Source organism: Dysgonomonas sp. BGC7 (assembly GCF_001261735.1).
Lineage (GTDB): Bacteria > Bacteroidota > Bacteroidia > Bacteroidales > Dysgonomonadaceae > Dysgonomonas.
The window spans coordinates 274,837-295,557 of record NZ_CVRP01000007.1; the positions used below are offsets into that span (position 1 = coordinate 274,837).

Here is a 20,721-nt window from a genome sequence, read left to right on the forward strand (position 1 = left end):
TGCGAATCAGTAGTTGACTTTATCTGAAATACATGGTTTTCTGTTGGTGTAAAATGCAATTTTAACTAAAACCTGACAAAGTTGTACAACTTTTCTCTTACTTCTCGTGTTTGTCATTTTTCTTCTATTGGGTTCCTTACTGATATATAGATAAATCTTTTCATATCAACTACTGATTCGCATTATTAATGTTTCTTCTGTAATTGATGATTGCAAGTCTTATTGTCTTTAGCTTCTCTTTATTTGTGTTATTTTATGCTTAAAAACATACTTTATATATCATATATCTTTTGTTTTGTTTGTTTTGTTGATAAAATGTTATAAATTTGCTGGGCTGTATTGAGTTATAATAAATAAAGTATAATATATGTGTGGATTTGTAGGGGTGTTTGATCTGATTCAGGATGTAGATGTTTTGAGGAGTCAGGTTTTGCGTATGGCGAAAAAGATACGTCATCGTGGCCCGGATTGGTCGGGTATTTATTGCGGGGGTAAGTCTATATTGGCTCATGAACGTCTTTCTATCGTTGGTGTCGATTCTGGTAAGCAGCCGCTATATAGTAAAGATAACAAGCTGGTTCTTGCTGTAAATGGAGAGATATATAATCATAAAGAAATAAGAAGCCGTTATCCTGAATATGAGTTTCAGACACATTCCGATTGTGAAGTTATTTTGGCTTTATATCGAGATAAAGGTGTTGATCTGTTTGAGGAATTGAATGGGATATATGCATTTGCTTTGTATGATGTAGATAATGATGTTGTTCTTATTGGTCGCGATCATATGGGGATTATTCCTCTATATATGGGTTATGATGATAAAGGTCAGTTTTATGTAGCCAGTGAATTGAAAGCCTTAGAGGGTATCTGTCCTAATGTTCAGGAGTTTTTGCCGGGACATTATATATATAGTAAAGAAGATAGCGCTCTTCATCAATGGTATACTCGCGATTGGATGAATTATGATAATGTGAAAGATAATGAGTCTGATGAGGCTTTGTTGCGTTCTTCGCTCGAGGCGGCTGTTCATCGTCAATTAATGTCCGATGTTCCTTATGGAGTGTTGTTGTCCGGAGGATTGGATTCTTCTGTGATTTCGGCTATTGCTAAACGTTATGCCGCACGTCGTATCGAGGATAATAATGAATCGGAGGCGTGGTGGCCTCAGTTACATTCTTTTGCTGTGGGTTTAAAAGATTCACCCGATTTGGTTGCAGCACGAAAGGTTTCGGAATATATAGGGACTGTTCATCATGAGATACATTTTACAGTAGAGGAAGCTCTGGATGCATTGAGTGATGTTATATATCATATCGAAACGTATGATGTTACTACAGTGAGGGCGTCTACTCCGATGTATTTGTTGGCGCGTTTCATAAAGTCGATGGGTGTCAAAATGGTATTGTCAGGGGAAGGGTCTGATGAGCTTTTCGGAGGATATTTGTACTTTCATAAAGCTCCGGATGCAAAAGCGCTTCATGAAGAAACTGTGCGAAAACTTGATAATCTACACTTGTATGACTGTTTGCGTGCTAATAAGTCATTGGCTGCATGGGGTGTTGAGGGGCGTGTGCCATTTCTTGACAAAGAATTTATGGATGTTGCCATGAGGCTAAACCCGAAAGATAAAATGTGTGGAGGTGGTAAAATTGAAAAATATATATTGCGCAAAGCATTTTCTGACTATTTGCCGGAAAGTGTAGCTTGGCGGCAGAAAGAGCAATTTTCAGATGGAGTTGGTTATAGCTGGATAGACACATTGCGTGAGGTAGCGGCAAAGAAAGTTACTGATAAGCAAATGGAGCGTGCTTCGGAGCGCTTTCCGGTAAACCCGCCAATGTCTAAAGAGGAGTATTGGTATCGCACTATATTCGAAGGGCATTTTCCGTCTGCATCTGCTGCCCGTACAGTGCCTTCGGTGCCTTCGGTTGCTTGTAGTACGGCAGTTGCATTGGAGTGGGATGCCTCTTTTAAAAATAAGGTGGATCCATCAGGACGTGCGGTAAAAGCGGTTCATACAGAGGCTTACGATTAAATATCTGATGATTAGATTGAATAAGAAGAGGGAGGATTGGATTCTCCTTCTTTTTTTATTTAAGGGTTTTTGCTTAGGTGTAATCCGATAATAAAAAGTTATATAAAAGAAATATTTTGCTGCAATAAGATTGCAAAATATACAATTATAAGAGCATAATAAAGATGTAACTATACATGTGTACGTTGAAGGGCTTTCTTTAGTGTCTTTTTGTTTGGTAATACTGAATTTAATAAATCAAAAAGATTTTTTTATTTTGTTAAACATGAAAAAATGTTATTCATTTCTTGCAAAATTGGATATTTTGTATGAAATTTGCACAGTAAAGAATAATTATAACATAAAAACTTTGAAATATATAACTGAGGAGGAGTGATGAAGGAGATGAAATTTACTAAGATGCAAGGTGCCGGCAATGATTATATTTATATAAATGCATTGGAGCAAAGTGTAAATAATCCTTCAGAGTTGGCTGTCAGATTAAGTGATCGTCATTTTGGTATTGGCTCAGATGGTCTTGTACTTATATTACCTTCTCAGGTAGGAGATTTCAGAATGCAAATGTTTAACTCAGATGGGTCTGAAGCGGAGATGTGTGGAAATGCTTCACGATGTGTGGGTAAATTTGTTTACGACAATGGTCTGACTTCGAAAAAGGAAATAGCGCTGGAGACCAAAGCCGGATTGAAATATATTACGCTGCTCGATGGTGATGCTCGAACCCGTAAAGTAACAGTAGATATGGGCGAGCCTATTCTCGATCCTCTTCTCATTCCGGTGAATGTCGATAGTGAGCCCGTTTTAAACTATCCGTTGGATGTGAATGGCAAAACATGGGAGGTGTCTTGTGTTTCGATGGGCAACCCTCATGCTGTTGTTTTTACCACAGATATTAAGAATTTGGATTTACCGGTTATAGGGCCTATGTTCGAGAAGCATTCTATATTTCCTCGTAAAACTAATACTGAGTTTATAGAGATAATAGATAGAAATACCTTGAATATGCGTGTTTGGGAAAGAGGAGCAGGGGAGACTCTCGCTTGCGGAACAGGAGCCTGTGCTGCCGCAGTTGCTGCTATACTCAATGGGCATTGCGATCGAAAGATTACAATACATTTATTAGGTGGCGACCTCGAAATAGAATGGAATCCTGATAATAATCGCGTTTATATGACAGGTGATGCAGTAACTGTTTTTGACGGTGTTCTGTATTGATTAATTGTAATAAAAAAGAAAAATAGAACTAGCAAAATGATTTTAATAAACGAAAACTACCCTAAATTACCGGGGAGCTATTTGTTTTCCGACATAGCTAAAAAAGTCAATGAATTTAAGATAGCTCATCCTGATGCGAACGTTATACGATTGGGGATTGGAGATGTTACCCGCCCTCTTCCTCCTGCTGTAGTACAGGCTCTTCATTCTGCTGTGGATGAAATGGCCGATTCAGCATCTTTTAGGGGTTACGGGCCAGAACAAGGCTATGATTTCTTAGTGAATACAATCGTAGAAAATGATTATAAGGCCAGAGGTCTTGATATTGCTGCTGACGAAATTTTTGTCAGTGACGGTTCTAAAAGTGATACTGGCAATATTGGGGATATCTTAGGATTAGACAATATTGTTGCAATTACCGACCCTGTATATCCTGTATATGTAGATACTAATGTGATGGCTGGTAGGGCAGGCGAGTTTGTCGATGGGCGATGGAGTAAATTGGTTTATCTTCCATGTACTATCGAAAACGATTTTGTCCCATCATTGCCGAAAAGCAAAGTGGATATCATCTATTTGTGTTATCCTAATAACCCGACAGGAACAACTTTGACCAGAGAGCAATTGAAGATTTGGGTCGATTACGCTTTAGAAAATAAGGCGTTGATATTATTCGATGGTGCATACGAAGCCTTCATTACAGAAGATGATGTTCCTCATAGTATATATGAAATCGAAGGAGCAAAAGAGGTGGCTATAGAGTTTCGTAGTTTTTCCAAAACGGCAGGATTTACGGGTACACGCTGTGCGTATACTGTAGTTCCTAAGGCTGTGATGGGGTACACTAAATCGGGTGAGGCTGTGTCTCTGAATAAATTATGGAACAGACGACACACCACAAAATTTAACGGTGTTCCTTATGTTATTCAGCGTGCTGCTGAGGCTTGTTATTCCGAAGAGGGTAAAAAACAGGTGAAGGCGACTATTGATTATTATCTGAATAATGCAGGAATTATTCGTGCCGGCCTTGCCGAACAGGGTTTGAAAGTTTATGGAGGTGTAAATTCTCCGTATATATGGGTTAAGACACCGGACAAGGTTAGTTCGTGGGGATTTTTTGATTACTTGCTCAATGATCTTCATATAGTGGGTACGCCGGGAGTTGGTTTCGGCCCTAGTGGCGAAGGTTATTTGAGATTAACGGCTTTTGGTACACTCGAAAATACGAAAGAAGCAGTTAGTCGGCTAAAAAAGATTTCGATATAAAAAAGAAGTATATATAACAATTCAATAAAAACTAATTGTATGACAAAGTTACGTTTTAGAGCAGTGGCTATGGCCTCGGAAAGGAAACCTGTCGAGGTGAAGATTCCGGAAAAAAAGACATCGGAATATTATGGCGAAAAGGTATTTAACCGTAAAGCTATGTCTAAGTATTTATCAAAAGAGACATTTAAAGCGCTTGCTGATGCTGTTGATAAAGGAGGTTCTGTAGATCGTAATCTGGCAGAACATGTGGCTGCGGGAATGCGTATGTGGGCTTTAGAAAATGGAGTAACTCACTATACACACTGGTTTCATCCATTGACAGATGGTACTGCCGAAAAGCACGATGCTTTTGTAGAGCATGACGGACAGGGTGGTCTTATTGAAGAATTTGAAGGAAAACTACTTGCTCAGCAAGAACCTGATGCTTCCAGCTTCCCTTCGGGAGGATTGCGTAATACGTTCGAAGCTCGTGGTTACTCGGCGTGGGATCCGTCTTCTCCTGCTTTTATTGTAGGCGACACTTTGTGTATCCCTACTATCTTTATATCGTATACTGGTGAGGCTCTCGATTATAAAACTCCTTTGTTGAAAGCATTGGCGGCTGTAGATAAAGCAGCTACTGATGTAGTGCATTATTTTAATAAGGATGTAAAAAAAGTGCAATCTAATTTGGGTTGGGAGCAGGAATACTTCCTTGTAGATGAAGACTTGTTTATGGCACGTCCCGATTTAGCTCTTACCGGAAGAACTCTGATGAGTCACGAGAGTGCTAAGAATCAGCAGTTGGAAGATCACTATTTTGGTGCAATTCCAGAGCGTGTTCACAAATTTATGGAAGAGCTTGAATATGAATCTTATTCACTAGGTATTCCTGTAAAAACACGTCATAATGAAGTTGCTCCAAATCAGTTTGAGTTAGCCCCTATTTATGAAGAATGTAATCTGGCAGTCGATCACAACCTGTTGGTTATGTCTGTAATGGATAAAGTTGCCCGTAAGCATTCTTTCAAAGTATTGTTCCACGAAAAACCATTTAAAGGTATTAACGGATCTGGTAAGCACAATAACTGGTCGCTTAGTACAGATACAGGAATAAATTTGTTGTCTCCGGGAAAAGATAAAGTTGAGAATCTAAGATTTATAACATTCGTTGTTAATATCTTAGCTGCTGTATATAAAAATAATGGCTTGTTAAAAGCTTCAATTTCTTCTGCTACAAATGCACATCGTCTTGGTGCTAATGAGGCTCCTCCGGCTATCATCTCTGTATTCTTAGGAACACAGGTAAGTGATATTCTTGACAAGTTTGAGAAAAGTGCTGTAAAAGATGCTATTGTTGTGGATAGTAAAAAGCAGATTAGTCTTGGGGTAGGTCAGATTCCTGAGATCTTGTTAGATAATACTGATCGTAACCGTACATCTCCATTTGCATTTACAGGAAACCGTTTCGAATTCCGTGCAGTGGGATCTTCTGCTAACTGTGCTTCTGCTATGACGGCTCTTAATGCTTCGGTTGCAGAACAGTTGAGAACATTTAAACAAGAAGTAGATGCTCTTGTTAAAAAAGGTAAGTCTAAAGAAGAAGCCTTGTATGAAGTTTTGAAAAAATATATAAAAGAATCTCGTTCTATCCGATTCAATGGTAATGGTTATAGCGACGACTGGAAGGAAGAGGCTCAAAAACGTAAATTGGACTGCGAAACAAGCGTTCCGGTTATTTATGACAGTTATACTTCTAAACAGAGTATCAAAACATTTACAGGTATATTGTCGGAAGTAGAACTTCATGCCCGTAATGAAGTGAAATGGGAGACTTATACTAAAAAGATTCAGATAGAGTCACGTGTTCTAGGCGATTTGGCACTTAATCATATTATACCTGTAGCCATTTCTTATCAGTCTATCTTGTTGACAAACGTTTCTAAGCTAAAAGATATATCTGATGACTATAAGGTGTTGGGTGCAGAACAACTTAGATTGATTGAGAAGGTATCTACTCATGTGAACGCAATCAATGCTAAGGTTCATGAAATGATAGATGCGCGTAAAGTTGCGAATAATGTTGAAAGTGAACGTGAAAAGGCTGTAGTTTATCACGATACGGTAGCTCCTTATTTAGATGGTATTCGTTATCATATTGATAAATTAGAGTTGATTGTAGATAATGAAATGTGGCCTCTAGCTAAATATAGAGAATTACTATTTATTAGATAATAGTAATTATCAAAACATAAAAGTCCCGGGATTTATCCCGGGACTTTTTATTTTGATCTGTATTGTGTAGTCTTACATAATTTATATCTTTGCAATTGTTAATTAAACAGAATAAATGCCTTTATATCTAATATAAATTATGAAGAAAGCAGTTCTTTTCTTATCTCTTTGTTTTGCCCTCTTTGTTGTACATCTAAATGCTCAAAATGACTTTAAAAAAGGTTATTTAGTCTTTCAGGGAGGAGATACTATTTATGGCGAGATTCGAGAAATGGGAGATGGTTCAATGAGTCGGATCTGTACATTTAGACAAAACAGTGTTCTCAAAAATTATGTTCCTGAGGATATTTGTGCATATCGTATAGAGGGAGGGAAGTATTTTGTTGTTAAAGAGATAGATGGACAAAGGTGCTTTTTAGAATTTTTGGTGAACGGTCGTCTTAATATTTATTACCAAAGAAAAGATTCAGAGGATTGTTACTACATCGAAAGGTCCGATATGAGTCTTAAAATGTTGCCTTTTAAGGAAGGAATGGTGAAGAAAAAGGATGTGCTGGGGGTTCTCAGGGAGTATCGTTTTATTACAACAGATCATCAGGATATATTAGAGGCGTATACAAATAATGTTCCTGATCTTGAGGGTATGAAAGCTGAAATAAGAAAGAATAAACGTTTATCTCATAAAGGGCTTATTAATTTGGCTCAGAAGTATCATGATCAGGTCTGTGAAGATGATTTGTGTATTATCTATAAGCAAAAACCCGAAATTAAGCTGAGGTTAGAGCCGGTAGTTGGATTCACCAATTATGGAAAGTATGCCAATAATAAGGATGCATTCTATTATGGTGGAGAGATTTTGAAGAATACAACCTACCCTGTATTTGGGATACTGGGTCGTTTATGGTTACCTCGGCTTGGTGATAATCTTTATTTGAAGGGTGGTATGCTCTTGTCTTTTGTGCAAACGGTTTCTTTCCATCAGGGACAGAAAGACGGAATGCATGTAAGGATTCCCTTGTATTTAGAATATTTGTGGAATAATGATGGACTAATTCAGCCGATTTTAGGGATTGGCTTAAATGCCCAACGATTAAAAGGAGATACAGATGTTACAGTAGGAGCTGTCGCAGGTATAAATGTACGATTAACAAAGTCTTTAGCTCTAATACTAAATTATGATGTCGATTTTCTGTTCAGAGTACCTCCTAAAAGACTATATACACACACGTTCTACGCCGGAATAGGCATCACCTTATAAATAGATAAAATTTTTTTGTAGATAAATGATAGGTTTAAGGATTCTTTAAACCTATTTTTTTTATTCATTTTTGTTAAAATGATTTTTGAATTTAGGTTAATTTGTTCTTTTTATTAAAAAACATATTTTTTGTAACAAAAAGTCTATTTTTCTTCTTTAAAGTTGTATATTTGTCAGGTTAATTAATTGGGTAAATCTCGATTTTTCATTCAATTTATATATCAACTATTGACTATGCAAGATTTAAGATCAGCAATGCAGTACGGATTATATGATTCAACCTACGAACACGATGCCTGTGGAGTAGGTTTGGTACTTCATATGAAAGGTGCAAAATCTCATGCTATCGTTGAGAATGGCCTTCGTGTATTGGAGAACATGACACATCGTGGTGCAGAGAATGCAGATAATAAAACCGGTGATGGTGCCGGCATAATGTTACAAATTCCACACGAGTTTATATTGTTACAAGGGATTCCTGTACCAGAAAAAGGACATTATGGGACAGGGTTGGTTTTTCTGCCTAAAGGTGACGCTGAAGCGGAATCGTGTATGATAACTCTTACTCAATATGTAGATAAGGAAGGGTTGAAGCTATTGGCTGTGCGCGATGTGCCTGTTAATAGCGAAATACTGGGTGAAATGGCTCTGTCAAACGAACCTCAGATCAAACAAATATTTATTGTTGGCGAAGAAGGAATCAGTCAGGAGGACTTGGAGCATAAACTTTATTTGCTTCGAAAGAAAATAGAAAAAGAGATTATTAAATCTAAAGTTTTTTCGCAAGAAACTAAAAGAGCGTTTTATATTGTAAGCTTGTCTACCAAACGTATTATATATAAAGGGATGTTGTCTTCAGAACAGTTGAGGCATTACTATCCCGATTTACTCAATCCTCATCTGACAAGTGCTATTGCTTTGGTTCACTCTCGTTTTAGTACAAATACTTTCCCTACTTGGGATTTGGCACACCCATTCCGTATGGTTGCTCATAACGGAGAGATTAATACGATAAAAGGCAACCGCCTGTGGATGGAGGCTCGGGAAAGCGTTCTCAAATCTGATCTGCTAGGTAATATTAATGACCTGTGGCCAATAGTACAGCCACATATGAGCGATAGTGCATCTTTCGATAATGTATTGGAATTTCTTGTGATGTCAGGAAAATCCTTGCCTCATGCTATGGCTATGATGGTTCCCGAATCTTGGAATGATAAAAATCCTATATCAAGAGATCTGAAAGCATTTTATGAATATCATAGTTTGTTTATGGAGCCTTGGGATGGTCCCGCCACGTTGCTTTTTTCCGATGGACGATATGCTGGAGGACTACTCGACCGTAACGGATTGCGCCCCGCCCGCTACCTGATGACGCATAGCGACATTATGGTAGTTGCTTCCGAAATGGGAGTTTTACCTTTCGAACCATCCGAAATAAAAGAAAAAGGAAGACTACGTCCCGGTAAGATGCTTATGGTAGATACCGAGACAGGAACAATACAATACGATGCCGAACTGAAAGAAGATTTGGCTAAAGCATATCCGTATCGTGAGTGGTTGTCTAAAAACCGATTGTCTCTCGATGATATTTCTTCTGGTAGAGCTCCTAAATATGGCGTAGATAATTACACGAAGTTGCTGAAAGTATTCGGGTATTATAAAGAAGATATCGAAAAGATACTTATGCCAATGGCTATTGAGGGAAAAGAGCCTACCGCATCTATGGGAAACGATACGCCAATAGCTGTATTATCGAACAAGCCTCAACGGTTATTTACATATTTTCGTCAGTTATTTGCACAGGTTACAAATCCACCTATCGACCCTATTAGGGAAGAGTTGGTGATGTCTTTAGCCGGATATATTGGTTCTTTACACAAAAATATATTGGAGCCGATACCGGAACATACAAAAATGGTGGGTTTATCCAATCCGTTTTTATCCAATAGAGAGTTAGACCTGCTTATTCACTTACAATATAAAGGATTCAAATGTGAAGTTCTCCCAATGTTGTTTGACCCAAAACAAGGGGCTACCGGTATGGAGAAAGCGATTGACGAAATGTGTAAAAGTGCAGAAAAAGCAGTAGATAATGGTAATAACTATATAATACTGAGCGATAGGGGAGTCAACTCCGAAAATGCGGCGATACCAAGCTTACTTGCTGTTTCGGCAGTGCATCATTATCTGATCGAACGTCGTAAGCGTATGCAGATTGATATAGTTGTTGAGTCTGCCGAACCTCGCGAAGTAATGCACTTTGCTTTGTTGTTTGGTTATGGAGCCAATGCGGTCAATCCATATTTGGCTTTGGCTGTAATAGAAGATTTAGTAAAGAAAGGCGATGTACATCTCGACTTTCACACAGCGATGAAAAATTATGTGAAGTCCATCAATAAAGGCTTGCTGAAAACAATGTCTAAAATGGGTATCTCTACATTGAAGAGTTATCTTGGAGCGCAAATTTTTGAAGCTGTAGGTATTGGATCAAGTGTTATCAATAAATATTTTAGTGGAACGACTTCTAAAATAGAGGGAATTGACTTGGGAGATATAGCAAGTGATACGCTCGAAGCTTATTATGAGGCTTTTGAAGAAGATTTTGTAGATCCTTCTCTTGTTAGTCAAGGTATATATGCTTGGCGACGAAATGGAGAGTATCATGCATGGAATCCCGAGACTATAATGAATCTCCAAATGTCTACTCGTTTAGGTAGTTACAAGAAATTTAAAGAATATACAAAATCGATAGATACTAAACCGGAAAAAATATTTTTACGGGACTTTCTGGATTTCGATCCGGCTAAGAACCCGTTGGATATATCGGAGGTAGAACCTGTTTCCTCTATAATGAAGCGATTTGTTACAGGAGCCATGTCTTTTGGTTCTATTAGTCGCGAAGCACATGAGGCTATGGCTGTGGCAATGAATGCCATTGGAGGGAAAAGTAATACCGGAGAAGGAGGTGAGTTGCCCGAACGTTTTGCAACGAATGCTCGTTCTTCGATCAAACAGGTAGCCTCAGGACGTTTTGGTGTTACAGCCGAATATCTGGTGAATGCAGATGAGCTTCAGATAAAAATAGCGCAGGGTGCAAAACCGGGAGAAGGCGGACAATTACCGGGATTTAAGGTAGATCAGATAATTGCTAAAACGCGTCATTCTATTCCGGGCATTTCATTGATATCACCTCCGCCTCACCATGATATATATTCTATTGAGGATTTGGCTCAGTTGATCTTCGATTTGAAAAGCGTTAATCCCATTGCTCAGATTAGTGTAAAACTTGTGTCGGAGAGTGGTGTAGGTACTGTTGCTGCCGGTGTAGCTAAAGCAAAGGCAGACCGTATTGTTATCAGTGGATGCGAAGGTGGTACAGGAGCCAGTCCTGCTAGTTCGATCAAGCATGCGGGCTTACCGTTAGAGATAGGTTTGGCCGAAGTGCAACAAACTCTTGTATTGAACAATCTTCGTGGTCAGGTCTATCTTCAGACCGATGGCCAATTGAAAACAGGTCATGATATTATTGTTGCAGCTATGTTAGGTGCAGAAGAGTTTGGCTTTGCTACAAGTGCGTTGATTGTTTTGGGATGTATTATGATGCGCAAATGTCATCTGAATACTTGTCCTGTAGGTGTGGCTACACAGAATGAAGAACTAAGAAAGAAATTTATAGGGCGTAGCGAATATCTTGTTAATTATTTCAACTTTTTAGCAGAAGAGGTGCGTGAGTATTTGGCTTCGTTGGGTGTTAAATCTCTCGATGAGGTTGTCGGGCGTGCTGATTTGCTTAAATATGTAAAAAGCGATGTGAATAAGAAGGTTGAAAAGATGGACTTATCTCGTTTGATATATTTCCCTAAAGAAGCTAAAACAAATGCGATACATCGTGTTAAGGAACAGGAGCATAAGCTCGATGATGTTCTCGACCTTAAGCTGATTACTACATCTCGCCTAGCTATTGACAAGGCTATGCCGATAGAAATATCTCGCACAATAAGAAATACAGACCGAACTGTGGGTGCAATGCTGTCGGGCGAAATAGCAAAAAAATATGGTAATGCCGGTTTGCCAGCCGATACTATTAAATGTACATTTCAGGGTTCTGCCGGACAGAGCTTCGGTGCATTTTTGGCACATGGTGTAACTTTCAGATTGGAAGGAGATGCGAACGACTATGTCGGAAAAGGATTGTCGGGAGGTAAAATAGTAATTGTTCCTCCAGCTGTTTCAACATTCCGTCCCGAAGAGAATATCATAGCGGGTAACACATTACTCTATGGTGCTACATCCGGAGAAATTTATATTAATGGTAGAGTAGGAGAGCGCTTTTGTGTACGCAATAGTGGTGCTACTGCTGTTGTGGAAGGAGCAGGAGATCACTGCTGCGAATATATGACAGGCGGGCGCACTGTAGTGTTGGGTAAGACAGGACGTAACTTTGCTGCTGGCATGAGTGGAGGAGTTGCTTATGTATATAATGTGGACGATGATTTCGATTACTTCTGTAATATGCAAATGGTAGAGTTGACATTGATAGAAGACACGTATGATAGTCGTGAGCTACGTCAGTTGATTACCAATCATTATACTTATACAAACAGTCCCCTGGCGAAATTTATTCTCGACAACTGGAACACAGAAGTAGAACGGTTTATGAAGGTTACTCCTATCGAATACAAGAAAGTGTTGCAAGACGAAAAATTGGAAGCTATAAAACAAAAAATAGCTCAGGTAGAATTTGATTATTAAAAGGAGGAATGAATCATGGGTAATCCGAAAGCATTTTTAACAGTAAAAAGAAAAGACGCAGGATATCGTCCGGTTCAGGAACGCATCCTCGATTTTGGAGAAGTAGAACAAACTCTAAATACAGAAGATAGACGTGAGCAGGCATCACGTTGTATGGACTGTGGCATCCCATTCTGTCATTGGGGATGTCCGTTAGGAAATAAAATGCCCGAATGGCAAGAATATATTTATAAAGGAAATTGGAAGCTGGCAGCCGAAGTACTGATGCAGACAAATGATTTTCCGGAATTTACAGGACGTATATGTCCTGCTCCGTGCGAAAAATCATGCGTTTTGTCCATACATCGGGCTCCGGTAACAATCCGTGAGAATGAGGCTTCTGCTCTCGAGCATGCTTTTAATGAAGGCTTTATTCTTCCGAAGATTCCGGCATCCAGAACAGGAAAGAAAGTAGCTGTTATCGGATCAGGCCCTTCAGGGCTGGCCGCTGCTAATCAGTTGAATCAAAAAGGGCATGAGGTTACTGTTTTCGAAAAAAGTAATAGTGTCGGAGGTTTGCTGCGATATGGTATTCCAGACTTTAAACTGAATAAGAATATTATCGACAGACGCCTGAAGCTGATGGAGGCAGAAGGAATTAAATTCGTTACCAATACCGAAATAGGAAAAGATGTAAAGGGTAAAGATATTCTTAAGCAATACGATGCAGTCTGTGTTGCTGTAGGTTCACAAGTTCCTCGGAATCTTCCTGTTGATGGACGCGACTTGAAAGGAGTATATTATGCAATGGAATATCTTGCAATGCAAAATAAGTTGATAGCAAAGGAAAGAGTACCTGCCGGACAAGTCATTGATGCTAAAGGAAAAAATATATTAGTGATCGGGGGTGGAGACACCGGATCGGACTGTATAGGCACAGCTAATCGTCAGGGTGCTGCTAGTATATTGCAGATTGAAATACTTCCTAAGCCGAAGAAACTGGATGATATGGAGAATCCTTGGCCGGAGCCATATCCGGTTGTGTTGAAAACCTCTTCGTCTCATCTCGAAGGATGTGAACGTCGTTGGTCTCTGAATACAAAACGTTTCATTGGAGAGAATGGAAAGCTTACTGCTGTTGAACTTGTCGAAATAGCATGGGATAAAGATGAAAAAGGCAACCATATAATGAAAGAAGTGGGCGAACCTGAGATATTGAAAGTTGATCTGGTTTTTCTTGCTCTTGGTTTTGTGCATCCTATTCAAGAAGGGTTGCTGCAAGAGCTTGGTCTGGAGTTAGATGCCCGTAAAAATATTGCTACTAATGCAAAACGAGAAACCAGTCTTTCTAAAGTTTTTGGAACAGGAGACTGTGTGAGTGGTCAGTCTTTAGTGGTTAAGTGTATTGCTTCGGGTCGAGAAACAGCGAAGCATATAGACGATTTTCTGAAGGTATAATTAATTAAACACACTGATAGGAGGGTGGTATCTTTATTCTAAAGATATTACCCTTTTTATTTGAAGACATGCTGGCTAAAAAAGAATTACTTTTTAGCCTCATTCAAATTTAGTGTAATAATAACTATCTTTATCAAGACTTAAGAGCTTAGGCTTATTTGAAAATATATGATGTGATTAAAAACCAGCTCCTACAAAAAAATAATTATGGGTAAACTATCGATAAGATATATCTTTTTTGTCATTCTTTCTGTTGTTTTGTTTCCATCTTGTAGAACTTCTCAGCCGGCTACTCTATACGATCCTTTACAAGTGGCTGATTTGTCCGATAGGCTTGGAGTAGAACTCAAAAATACAGATAAAGAAGATGATCTCAATATGCCATTATATGCAGAAGCTTCTTTGTGGCTGGGTGTTCCTTACAGATATGCGGGTTTGTCCCGAAAAGGCCTCGATTGTTCCGGTTTTACATATTTGATATACCAAAAGGTATATGGTATAATATTGCCACGGTCTACTTCCGATCTGGCGAAACATAAGATGCATAAAGTTTCGAAGCATAATTTGCGGACAGGTGATTTAGTATTTTTTTCTACTTCGAAAAATCATAATAGGATAAATCATGTGGGAATTTATCTTAAAGACGGATTCTTTATTCATGCCTCTACATCGAAAGGGGTAATTGTTAGTCATATTAACGAGGATTATTATAATAGAACATGGAAAAAAGGAGGAAGAATAAAGACTTAATTCTGAACTTCTTAAAATAATATAAAAATGATCAATAACATATATCATGTTATCTATATCTAATTGAAATTTCCTATTTTTATCCGATTTAAAAATCGAGCACATGTCTGTAAAAAGGAAATTACTAAAAGTATCATCTTTATTTATATTGTTTTCTATGAGTATGCTGCATGTTGCAGCTATTACTCCGAAACATTCTAAATCGAGTAAGAATAAGCCTAAACAAAGTGCTGTGACTACTAAGAAAGTAAAAGTAGAACAGTCTTCTCATCATAATATAGCTGTTACGACCTCCGATGGCGAATCTGTTACCTTGCCGAAGGTAAAGCAAAAGTTGGTTGATAACTCTCTTCTCTCAGCTTCAGTATCTAGTGATTTGATGGCCGATGCAAGCTTTTCTAAGTCTTTGGCCTCTTTACAACAGCGTTTGATAGAAAAGAAAGAAATGGAAGAACTATCATCTCTTTTAGGTGTAACTATTGCTGATGTGACTTTGCTACCTCTTTATCGAGAGGCAGCAGATTGGTTAGGTACACGTTATCGTAGAGGAGGGATGAGTCGTAAAGCGGTAGATTGTTCAGGATTTACAAATATTATCTATAAAAATGTATTTGGTATACAGCTAGACCGAGTTAGTACAGCGATAGCAAAAAATGTAACAGAATCTATAGCTAAAGAAGATTTATTGCCCGGAGATATGGTATTCTTTTCTACATTTAATAAGAAATATATCAATCATGTAGGAGTATATATTGGTGATGGCAAATTTATCCATGCTTCTATTAAGCACGGTGTAATAGTTAGCACCTTGTCTGAAGGTTATTATAGTAAAGCTTGGCGAAAAGGCGGAAGAATATAAAAATTAGTATAAACGAATAAAAAAGGATGGCTTGAGATCAAGCCATCCTTTTTTGTTGTATTGTAAATAAGTAATTTCTTACTTCTTATTTACTCGGAATCGCTCATTACCATTTGCTATAAAATCAACAATCTGGTTTGCGGCAGCTATACCTGCATTAGTATTAGCTTCTGCTGTTTGAGCTCCCATTTTCTTAGGAGTCGAGAAATAGCGACCAGTAAACTTTTCCGCCATTTCGGAATGATTACCCGGCATAATGTCCGTAACGTATTTAAAATCTTTACGATCTTCCATTAGTTTTACTATTTCAGTCTCATTTATAACTTCCTTACGAGCAGTATTGATTAATAACGCATTTTTAGGCATTTTACTTAATAATGCATAATTAATCGAATTCTTGGTTTCTGCTGTAGCTGGTATATGTAATGATACAAATTGACAAGTAGTATATAAATCATCTGCCGAAGCAACTGCTTTTACCCCTTCTTTTTCTATGGCTTCTGCTGATAGGAAAGGATCATATGCATATACGTCCATACCAAAGCCTTTGGCTACACGTGCAACATTACGTCCTACGTTGCCATAAGCATGAATACCTAGCTTTTTACCCATCAGTTCTGTCCCAGATGTACCGTTGTAGAAATTACGAACTGCATATACAGCCAGCCCTAAAGCCAGTTCTGCTACTGCGTTAGCATTCTGTCCGGGTGTATTCATTACACATATGCTGTTCGCTGTAGCAGTATCAAGATCTATGTTGTCGAATCCGGCTCCTGCACGAACCACTATTTTCATGTTCTTTGCCGCGTCAAGCACTTCTTTATCGAAAATGTCGCTACGAATAATTGCTGCGTCAATATTTGCTACAGCATCCAATAACTGCTGTTTTTCTGTATATTTCTCTAAAAGCACGAGTTCGTATCCAGCTTTCTCTACTACATTTCTAATACCTGTTACCGCTTCTGCTGCAAATGGTTTATCTGTTGCTATTAATACTTTCATTATTACACCTTCTTATTTAGCTATTTTCTTTTCAAACTCCTGCATTGCATCAACAAGAGCCTGTACTCCTTCTATTGGCATTGCATTATAAATAGAAGCACGGAAACCACCTACCGAACGGTGACCTTTAAGTTCGTACAAACCTCTTTCTTTAGCAAAGGCTAAGAAATCAGCTTCATTTCCTTCATATTCTGAAGAAAGGACAAAACAAACATTCATCAATGAGCGGTCTTCAACTGCACATGTTCCTTTAAATACAGGATTTCTGTCTATTTCGTTATATAATAATGTAGCTTTTTCTTTATTTTTCTTGTACATAGCAGGTATCCCACCATTGGCCTTTAGCCATCTCAATGTCTGCATGGCTGCATAAATAGGCACTACAGGAGGAGTGTTAAACATAGATCCATTTTCTATGTGAGTACGGTAATCGAGCATAGTAGGTATAGGACGATTTACTTTACCTAATATTTCATCTTTTACAATTACAAATGTTACTCCGGCAGGGGCAAGATTTTTCTGAGCTCCACCATATATCAACGCATACTTAGAAACATCTACTGGACGAGAGAATATATCAGAAGACATATCTGCTACCAATGGTACCGGAGAGTCTAAATCTGTATGTATCTCTGTACCGAAGATTGTATTGTTAGTTGTGATATGAAAATAGTCTGCATCTGTTGGAATCACATAATCTTTAGGTATATAAGTGAAATTAGCCGGTTTTGATGAAGCAACTTCTACTACTTCTCCAAATAGTTTTGCCTCTTTTTGAGCTTTACTTGCCCATGTTCCGGTATTCAAGTAAGCAGCTTTTTTCTCTAACAAGTTATAAGGAACCATGCAAAATTGTAAGCTGGCACCGCCCCCAAGAAATAGAACCGAGTAACCGGCCGGAATATCCAGCAATTCTTTAAACAATTCCACAGCTTCGTCCATCACAGCTTGAAAGTCTTTACCTCTATGGCTTACTTCCATTAAAGAAAAAGACGAGCCATTGAAGTCTAATATGGCTTTTGCTGTTTCCTCTATTGTTTGTTGAGGAAGAATTGACGGTCCCGCGCTAAAATTATATTTCTTCATTAGTCTATAAAAATTTAGGAAATTAGTATTTTTCTCTCACTTCAGAATATCAAAATTACGAATTATATCTTAAAACAAAGAGATTTAATAAGAAATATATTTTCTGTGTATTATCTTTATTGTCAAAATGTTTGCTGTGATTTATTTTGTATCTATTTTTCAATAATATTCGTCCTGTTTTTATTGTTTTTATATATTTGTAAGTAATAAAAAGAAAGCATTCGGATTGAAATTATTTATTCTTTATAAGAATAAAACTTGTATAACCTTATAATAAAGCTGAAACACTATGGCTATCATTAAACCATTCAAAGGGGTAAGACCACCCAAGTCTATTGTAAAAGAAGTCGTTTCCCGACCTTACGATGTTCTTAGTTCACTAGAAGCGCGCCTTGAAGCCGAAGGCAATGAAAAATCGCTATATAGAATTATTAAGCCGGAAATAGACTTTCCGGAGATGATAGATGAGCATCATCCTGATGTGTATAAGCGGGCAGTAGATAATTTTAATAAATTTCAGGAAAACGGATGGCTGGTACAAGATCCCGATGAATACTATTATGTATATGCTCAGACAATGAATGGAAAGACTCAATATGGTTTAGTGGTATGCTCGCATGTTGAGGATTATATGAACGATAAGATAAAAAAACATGAACTGACCCGAAGAGATAAAGAAGAGGATCGGATGAAGCATGTGCGCATAAATAATGCAAATATAGAGCCTGTGTTTTTTGCATATCCAGACAATGAAGAGCTTGATGCCATAGTGCAAAAAACAATAGCAATGCCGTCCGAATATGACTTTGTTGCAATCGATGGAGTAGGTCATCATTTTTGGGTTATCAGAGAGAAGAAAGATATAGAGCGAATAACAGAGATATTTGCTATGATACCAAATCTCTATATTGCTGATGGACATCATCGTTCGGCAGCGGCTGCTTTGGTTGGAGCTGAGAAGGCAAAACAAAATTCGAACCATAAAGGAGATGAGGAATATAACTATTTTATGGCTGTATGTTTTCCTGACAATCAGCTGAATATTATAGACTACAATCGCCTTGTAAAAGATCTTAACGGACTGACTATTGCTGAGTTGTTGGAAAAACTCGAAAAACACTTTATTATAGAGTCAAAAGGCGGTGATATTACAGCACCAACGGGCTTGCACAATTTCTCGATATACGTCGATGAAAAATGTTATAGTCTGACGGCTAAAGAAGGTACTTATGATGATAATGATCCTATTGGCGTTCTGGATGTAACCATCTCTTCCAAGTATATACTTGATGAGATATTGGGAATAAAGGATCTACGATCTGACAAGCGCATCGATTTTGTGGGCGGAATCAGAGGCTTGGGAGAATTGAAAAAACGAGTAGATAGTGGAGAAATGCAATTCGCCTTGGCTCTTTATCCTGTTACCATGAAACAATTGATGGATATTGCTGATTCCGGTAATATTATGCCCCCCAAAACAACTTGGTTCGAGCCTAAATTAAGATCGGGGCTAGTAATACATAAGCTAGATTGAACAAAATAATAAAGGCCGGTGTAAGAGAGATCGAACACCGGCTTTTATTATTTGTTAGTATTAGTATATAAATACTATATTTGTTTTGCAAATAAAAACAACTTATGATAATACAACATTTTACGGATAATGATCTTTACAAATTCTCGGTAATGCATGCCATTCAGAAGCGTTATCCATGGTCTTATGTAAAGTATGCATTTACCAATAGAGGTAAAACTGATTTTCCCGAAGGCTTTGCCGAACGAATGAGAGAAGAGGTTGCTGCCATGGCTAATCTGAAGCTGACACAGGAAGAGAAGAGATTTATAGAGAAAAGATGCTATTTTTTCGATCCCGTCTTCATCGACTTTCTCGAAGGCTACCGATACGATCCGGCAGAGGTACAAATCGTTCAAACCGATGGCGATCTTAGTGTTGTTATCGAAGGATATTGGTATCGTACCGTGCTTTGGGAAGTTCCACTTTTGGCAATTATTTCAGAGCTTTATTTTAAGATGATGGGTGCTACTCCGCAAGACTTTGTAGGAAAAGCCATACAGAAAGGTGTTGCTTTAAAAGGGCTCGAAGCCGATTATTCGGAATTTGGAACTCGCCGTCGCTTTTCTTTCGATGTTCAGGATAAAGTTGTAGGAGCATTACAAGAATCTTCCGGTGATTTCTTCAAAGGAACAAGCAATGTTTATCTGGCTATGAAATACAATACTACTCCTATAGGTACTATGCCGCACGAGTGGTTTATGTACCATGGAGCCATTTTTGGTTATCGGTCAGCTAATATAAAGGGACTGGAGGCTTGGGTTGCTGTATATGATGGAAGTCTGGGGATAGCCCTTACCGACACTTACACTACCGACTCTTTCTTCAGTTCGTTCAGTCAGAAACAGGCTAAACTGTTCGACGGAGTGCGTCACGATAGTGGCGATCCTCTGTTGTTTGCTGATAAGGCTATAGGCTTTTATGAGAAGACTCGTATAGATCCCACTTCTAAAACCCTTGTGTTTAGCGATTCTCTGAACCTACAGACAGTAAAGCAGATAAAAGATCATGTGGCAGGCCGTATACACGATACCTATGGAATAGGTACTTTCTTTTCGAATGATGTTGGTGTAAAGGCACTTAACATAGTAATAAAGCTAACCGATGTGAAGGCTCATAAAAATGATCCGAAATATCTTAAGGCTGTAAAACTGTCAGATGTTGAAGGTAAGCATACTGGAGATGAGAAGGAGATAGATTTAAGCATAAGGACACTCGGGTTGGAATAATATCTTCTATTATATTAATTTAGAATAGTAAAAAAGCGACAG

Annotated in this window: 13 protein-coding genes; 11 read left to right on the forward strand and 2 right to left on the reverse strand. The window is 38.2% G+C overall.

All coding sequences use genetic code 11. The features are described from left to right. Window positions 1-367: 367 nt before the first annotated feature. The 9 genes from asnB (at window position 368) to BGC7_RS06480 (ending at window position 15,789) form a co-directional block, all read left to right on the forward strand. Window positions 368-2,035 (forward strand): asparagine synthase B, encoded by a 1,668-nt coding sequence (gene asnB / locus BGC7_RS06440; protein ID WP_050700740.1) that lies wholly within the window; start codon window positions 368-370, stop codon window positions 2,033-2,035. A 375-nt stretch (window positions 2,036-2,410) separates the two neighbouring features. Then, the gene (gene dapF / locus BGC7_RS06445) at window positions 2,411-3,250 is read left to right on the forward strand and encodes a diaminopimelate epimerase (protein ID WP_050700741.1); all 840 of its coding nucleotides are present in this window, start codon (window positions 2,411-2,413) and stop codon (window positions 3,248-3,250) included. Window positions 3,251-3,286: 36 nt separating this feature from the next. Next, on the forward strand, window positions 3,287-4,516 hold the full coding sequence (locus BGC7_RS06450) for an LL-diaminopimelate aminotransferase (RefSeq protein WP_050700742.1): 1,230 nt from the start codon (window positions 3,287-3,289) through the stop codon (window positions 4,514-4,516). A 39-nt stretch (window positions 4,517-4,555) separates the two neighbouring features. Beyond that, on the forward strand, window positions 4,556-6,733 hold the full coding sequence (locus tag BGC7_RS06455; protein WP_050700743.1) for a glutamine synthetase III family protein: 2,178 nt from the start codon (window positions 4,556-4,558) through the stop codon (window positions 6,731-6,733). 139 nt (window positions 6,734-6,872) lie between these two features. Further along, the gene (locus BGC7_RS06460) at window positions 6,873-7,991 is read left to right on the forward strand and encodes a hypothetical protein (protein WP_050700744.1); all 1,119 of its coding nucleotides are present in this window, start codon (window positions 6,873-6,875) and stop codon (window positions 7,989-7,991) included. A gap of 234 nt (window positions 7,992-8,225) precedes the next feature. Next, window positions 8,226-12,743 carry a glutamate synthase large subunit gene (gltB, locus tag BGC7_RS06465; protein WP_050700745.1) on the forward strand — a complete coding sequence of 1,506 codons (4,518 nt, stop codon included), beginning with the start codon at window positions 8,226-8,228 and terminating at the stop codon, window positions 12,741-12,743. 15 nt (window positions 12,744-12,758) lie between these two features. Next, a complete protein-coding gene (locus tag BGC7_RS06470; protein ID WP_050700746.1) occupies window positions 12,759-14,180 on the forward strand; it encodes a glutamate synthase subunit beta in 1,422 nt (473 codons plus the stop codon). A gap of 207 nt (window positions 14,181-14,387) precedes the next feature. Next, on the forward strand, window positions 14,388-14,930 hold the full coding sequence (locus BGC7_RS06475) for a C40 family peptidase (RefSeq protein WP_050700747.1): 543 nt from the start codon (window positions 14,388-14,390) through the stop codon (window positions 14,928-14,930). A gap of 103 nt (window positions 14,931-15,033) precedes the next feature. Then, window positions 15,034-15,789 (forward strand): C40 family peptidase, encoded by a 756-nt coding sequence (locus BGC7_RS06480; protein ID WP_050700748.1) that lies wholly within the window; start codon window positions 15,034-15,036, stop codon window positions 15,787-15,789. Window positions 15,790-15,867: 78 nt separating this feature from the next. On the opposite strand, the gene BGC7_RS06485 is transcribed toward BGC7_RS06480, so the two are convergent. Both BGC7_RS06485 and serC read right to left on the reverse strand, forming a co-directional pair. Continuing rightward, on the reverse strand, window positions 15,868-16,791 hold the full coding sequence (locus tag BGC7_RS06485) for a 3-phosphoglycerate dehydrogenase (RefSeq protein ID WP_050700749.1): 924 nt from the start codon (window positions 16,789-16,791) through the stop codon (window positions 15,868-15,870). 12 nt (window positions 16,792-16,803) lie between these two features. Continuing rightward, the gene (gene serC, locus BGC7_RS06490; protein WP_050700750.1) at window positions 16,804-17,877 is read right to left on the reverse strand and encodes a 3-phosphoserine/phosphohydroxythreonine transaminase; all 1,074 of its coding nucleotides are present in this window, start codon (window positions 17,875-17,877) and stop codon (window positions 16,804-16,806) included. A gap of 289 nt (window positions 17,878-18,166) precedes the next feature. Between serC and BGC7_RS06495 the strand changes: the two genes are divergently transcribed. Both BGC7_RS06495 and pncB read left to right on the forward strand, forming a co-directional pair. Beyond that, on the forward strand, window positions 18,167-19,411 hold the full coding sequence (locus BGC7_RS06495; protein WP_050700751.1) for a DUF1015 domain-containing protein: 1,245 nt from the start codon (window positions 18,167-18,169) through the stop codon (window positions 19,409-19,411). 104 nt (window positions 19,412-19,515) lie between these two features. Beyond that, window positions 19,516-20,679 carry a nicotinate phosphoribosyltransferase gene (gene pncB, locus BGC7_RS06500; protein WP_050700752.1) on the forward strand — a complete coding sequence of 388 codons (1,164 nt, stop codon included), beginning with the start codon at window positions 19,516-19,518 and terminating at the stop codon, window positions 20,677-20,679. The last annotated feature ends 42 nt before the right edge of the window (window positions 20,680-20,721 follow it).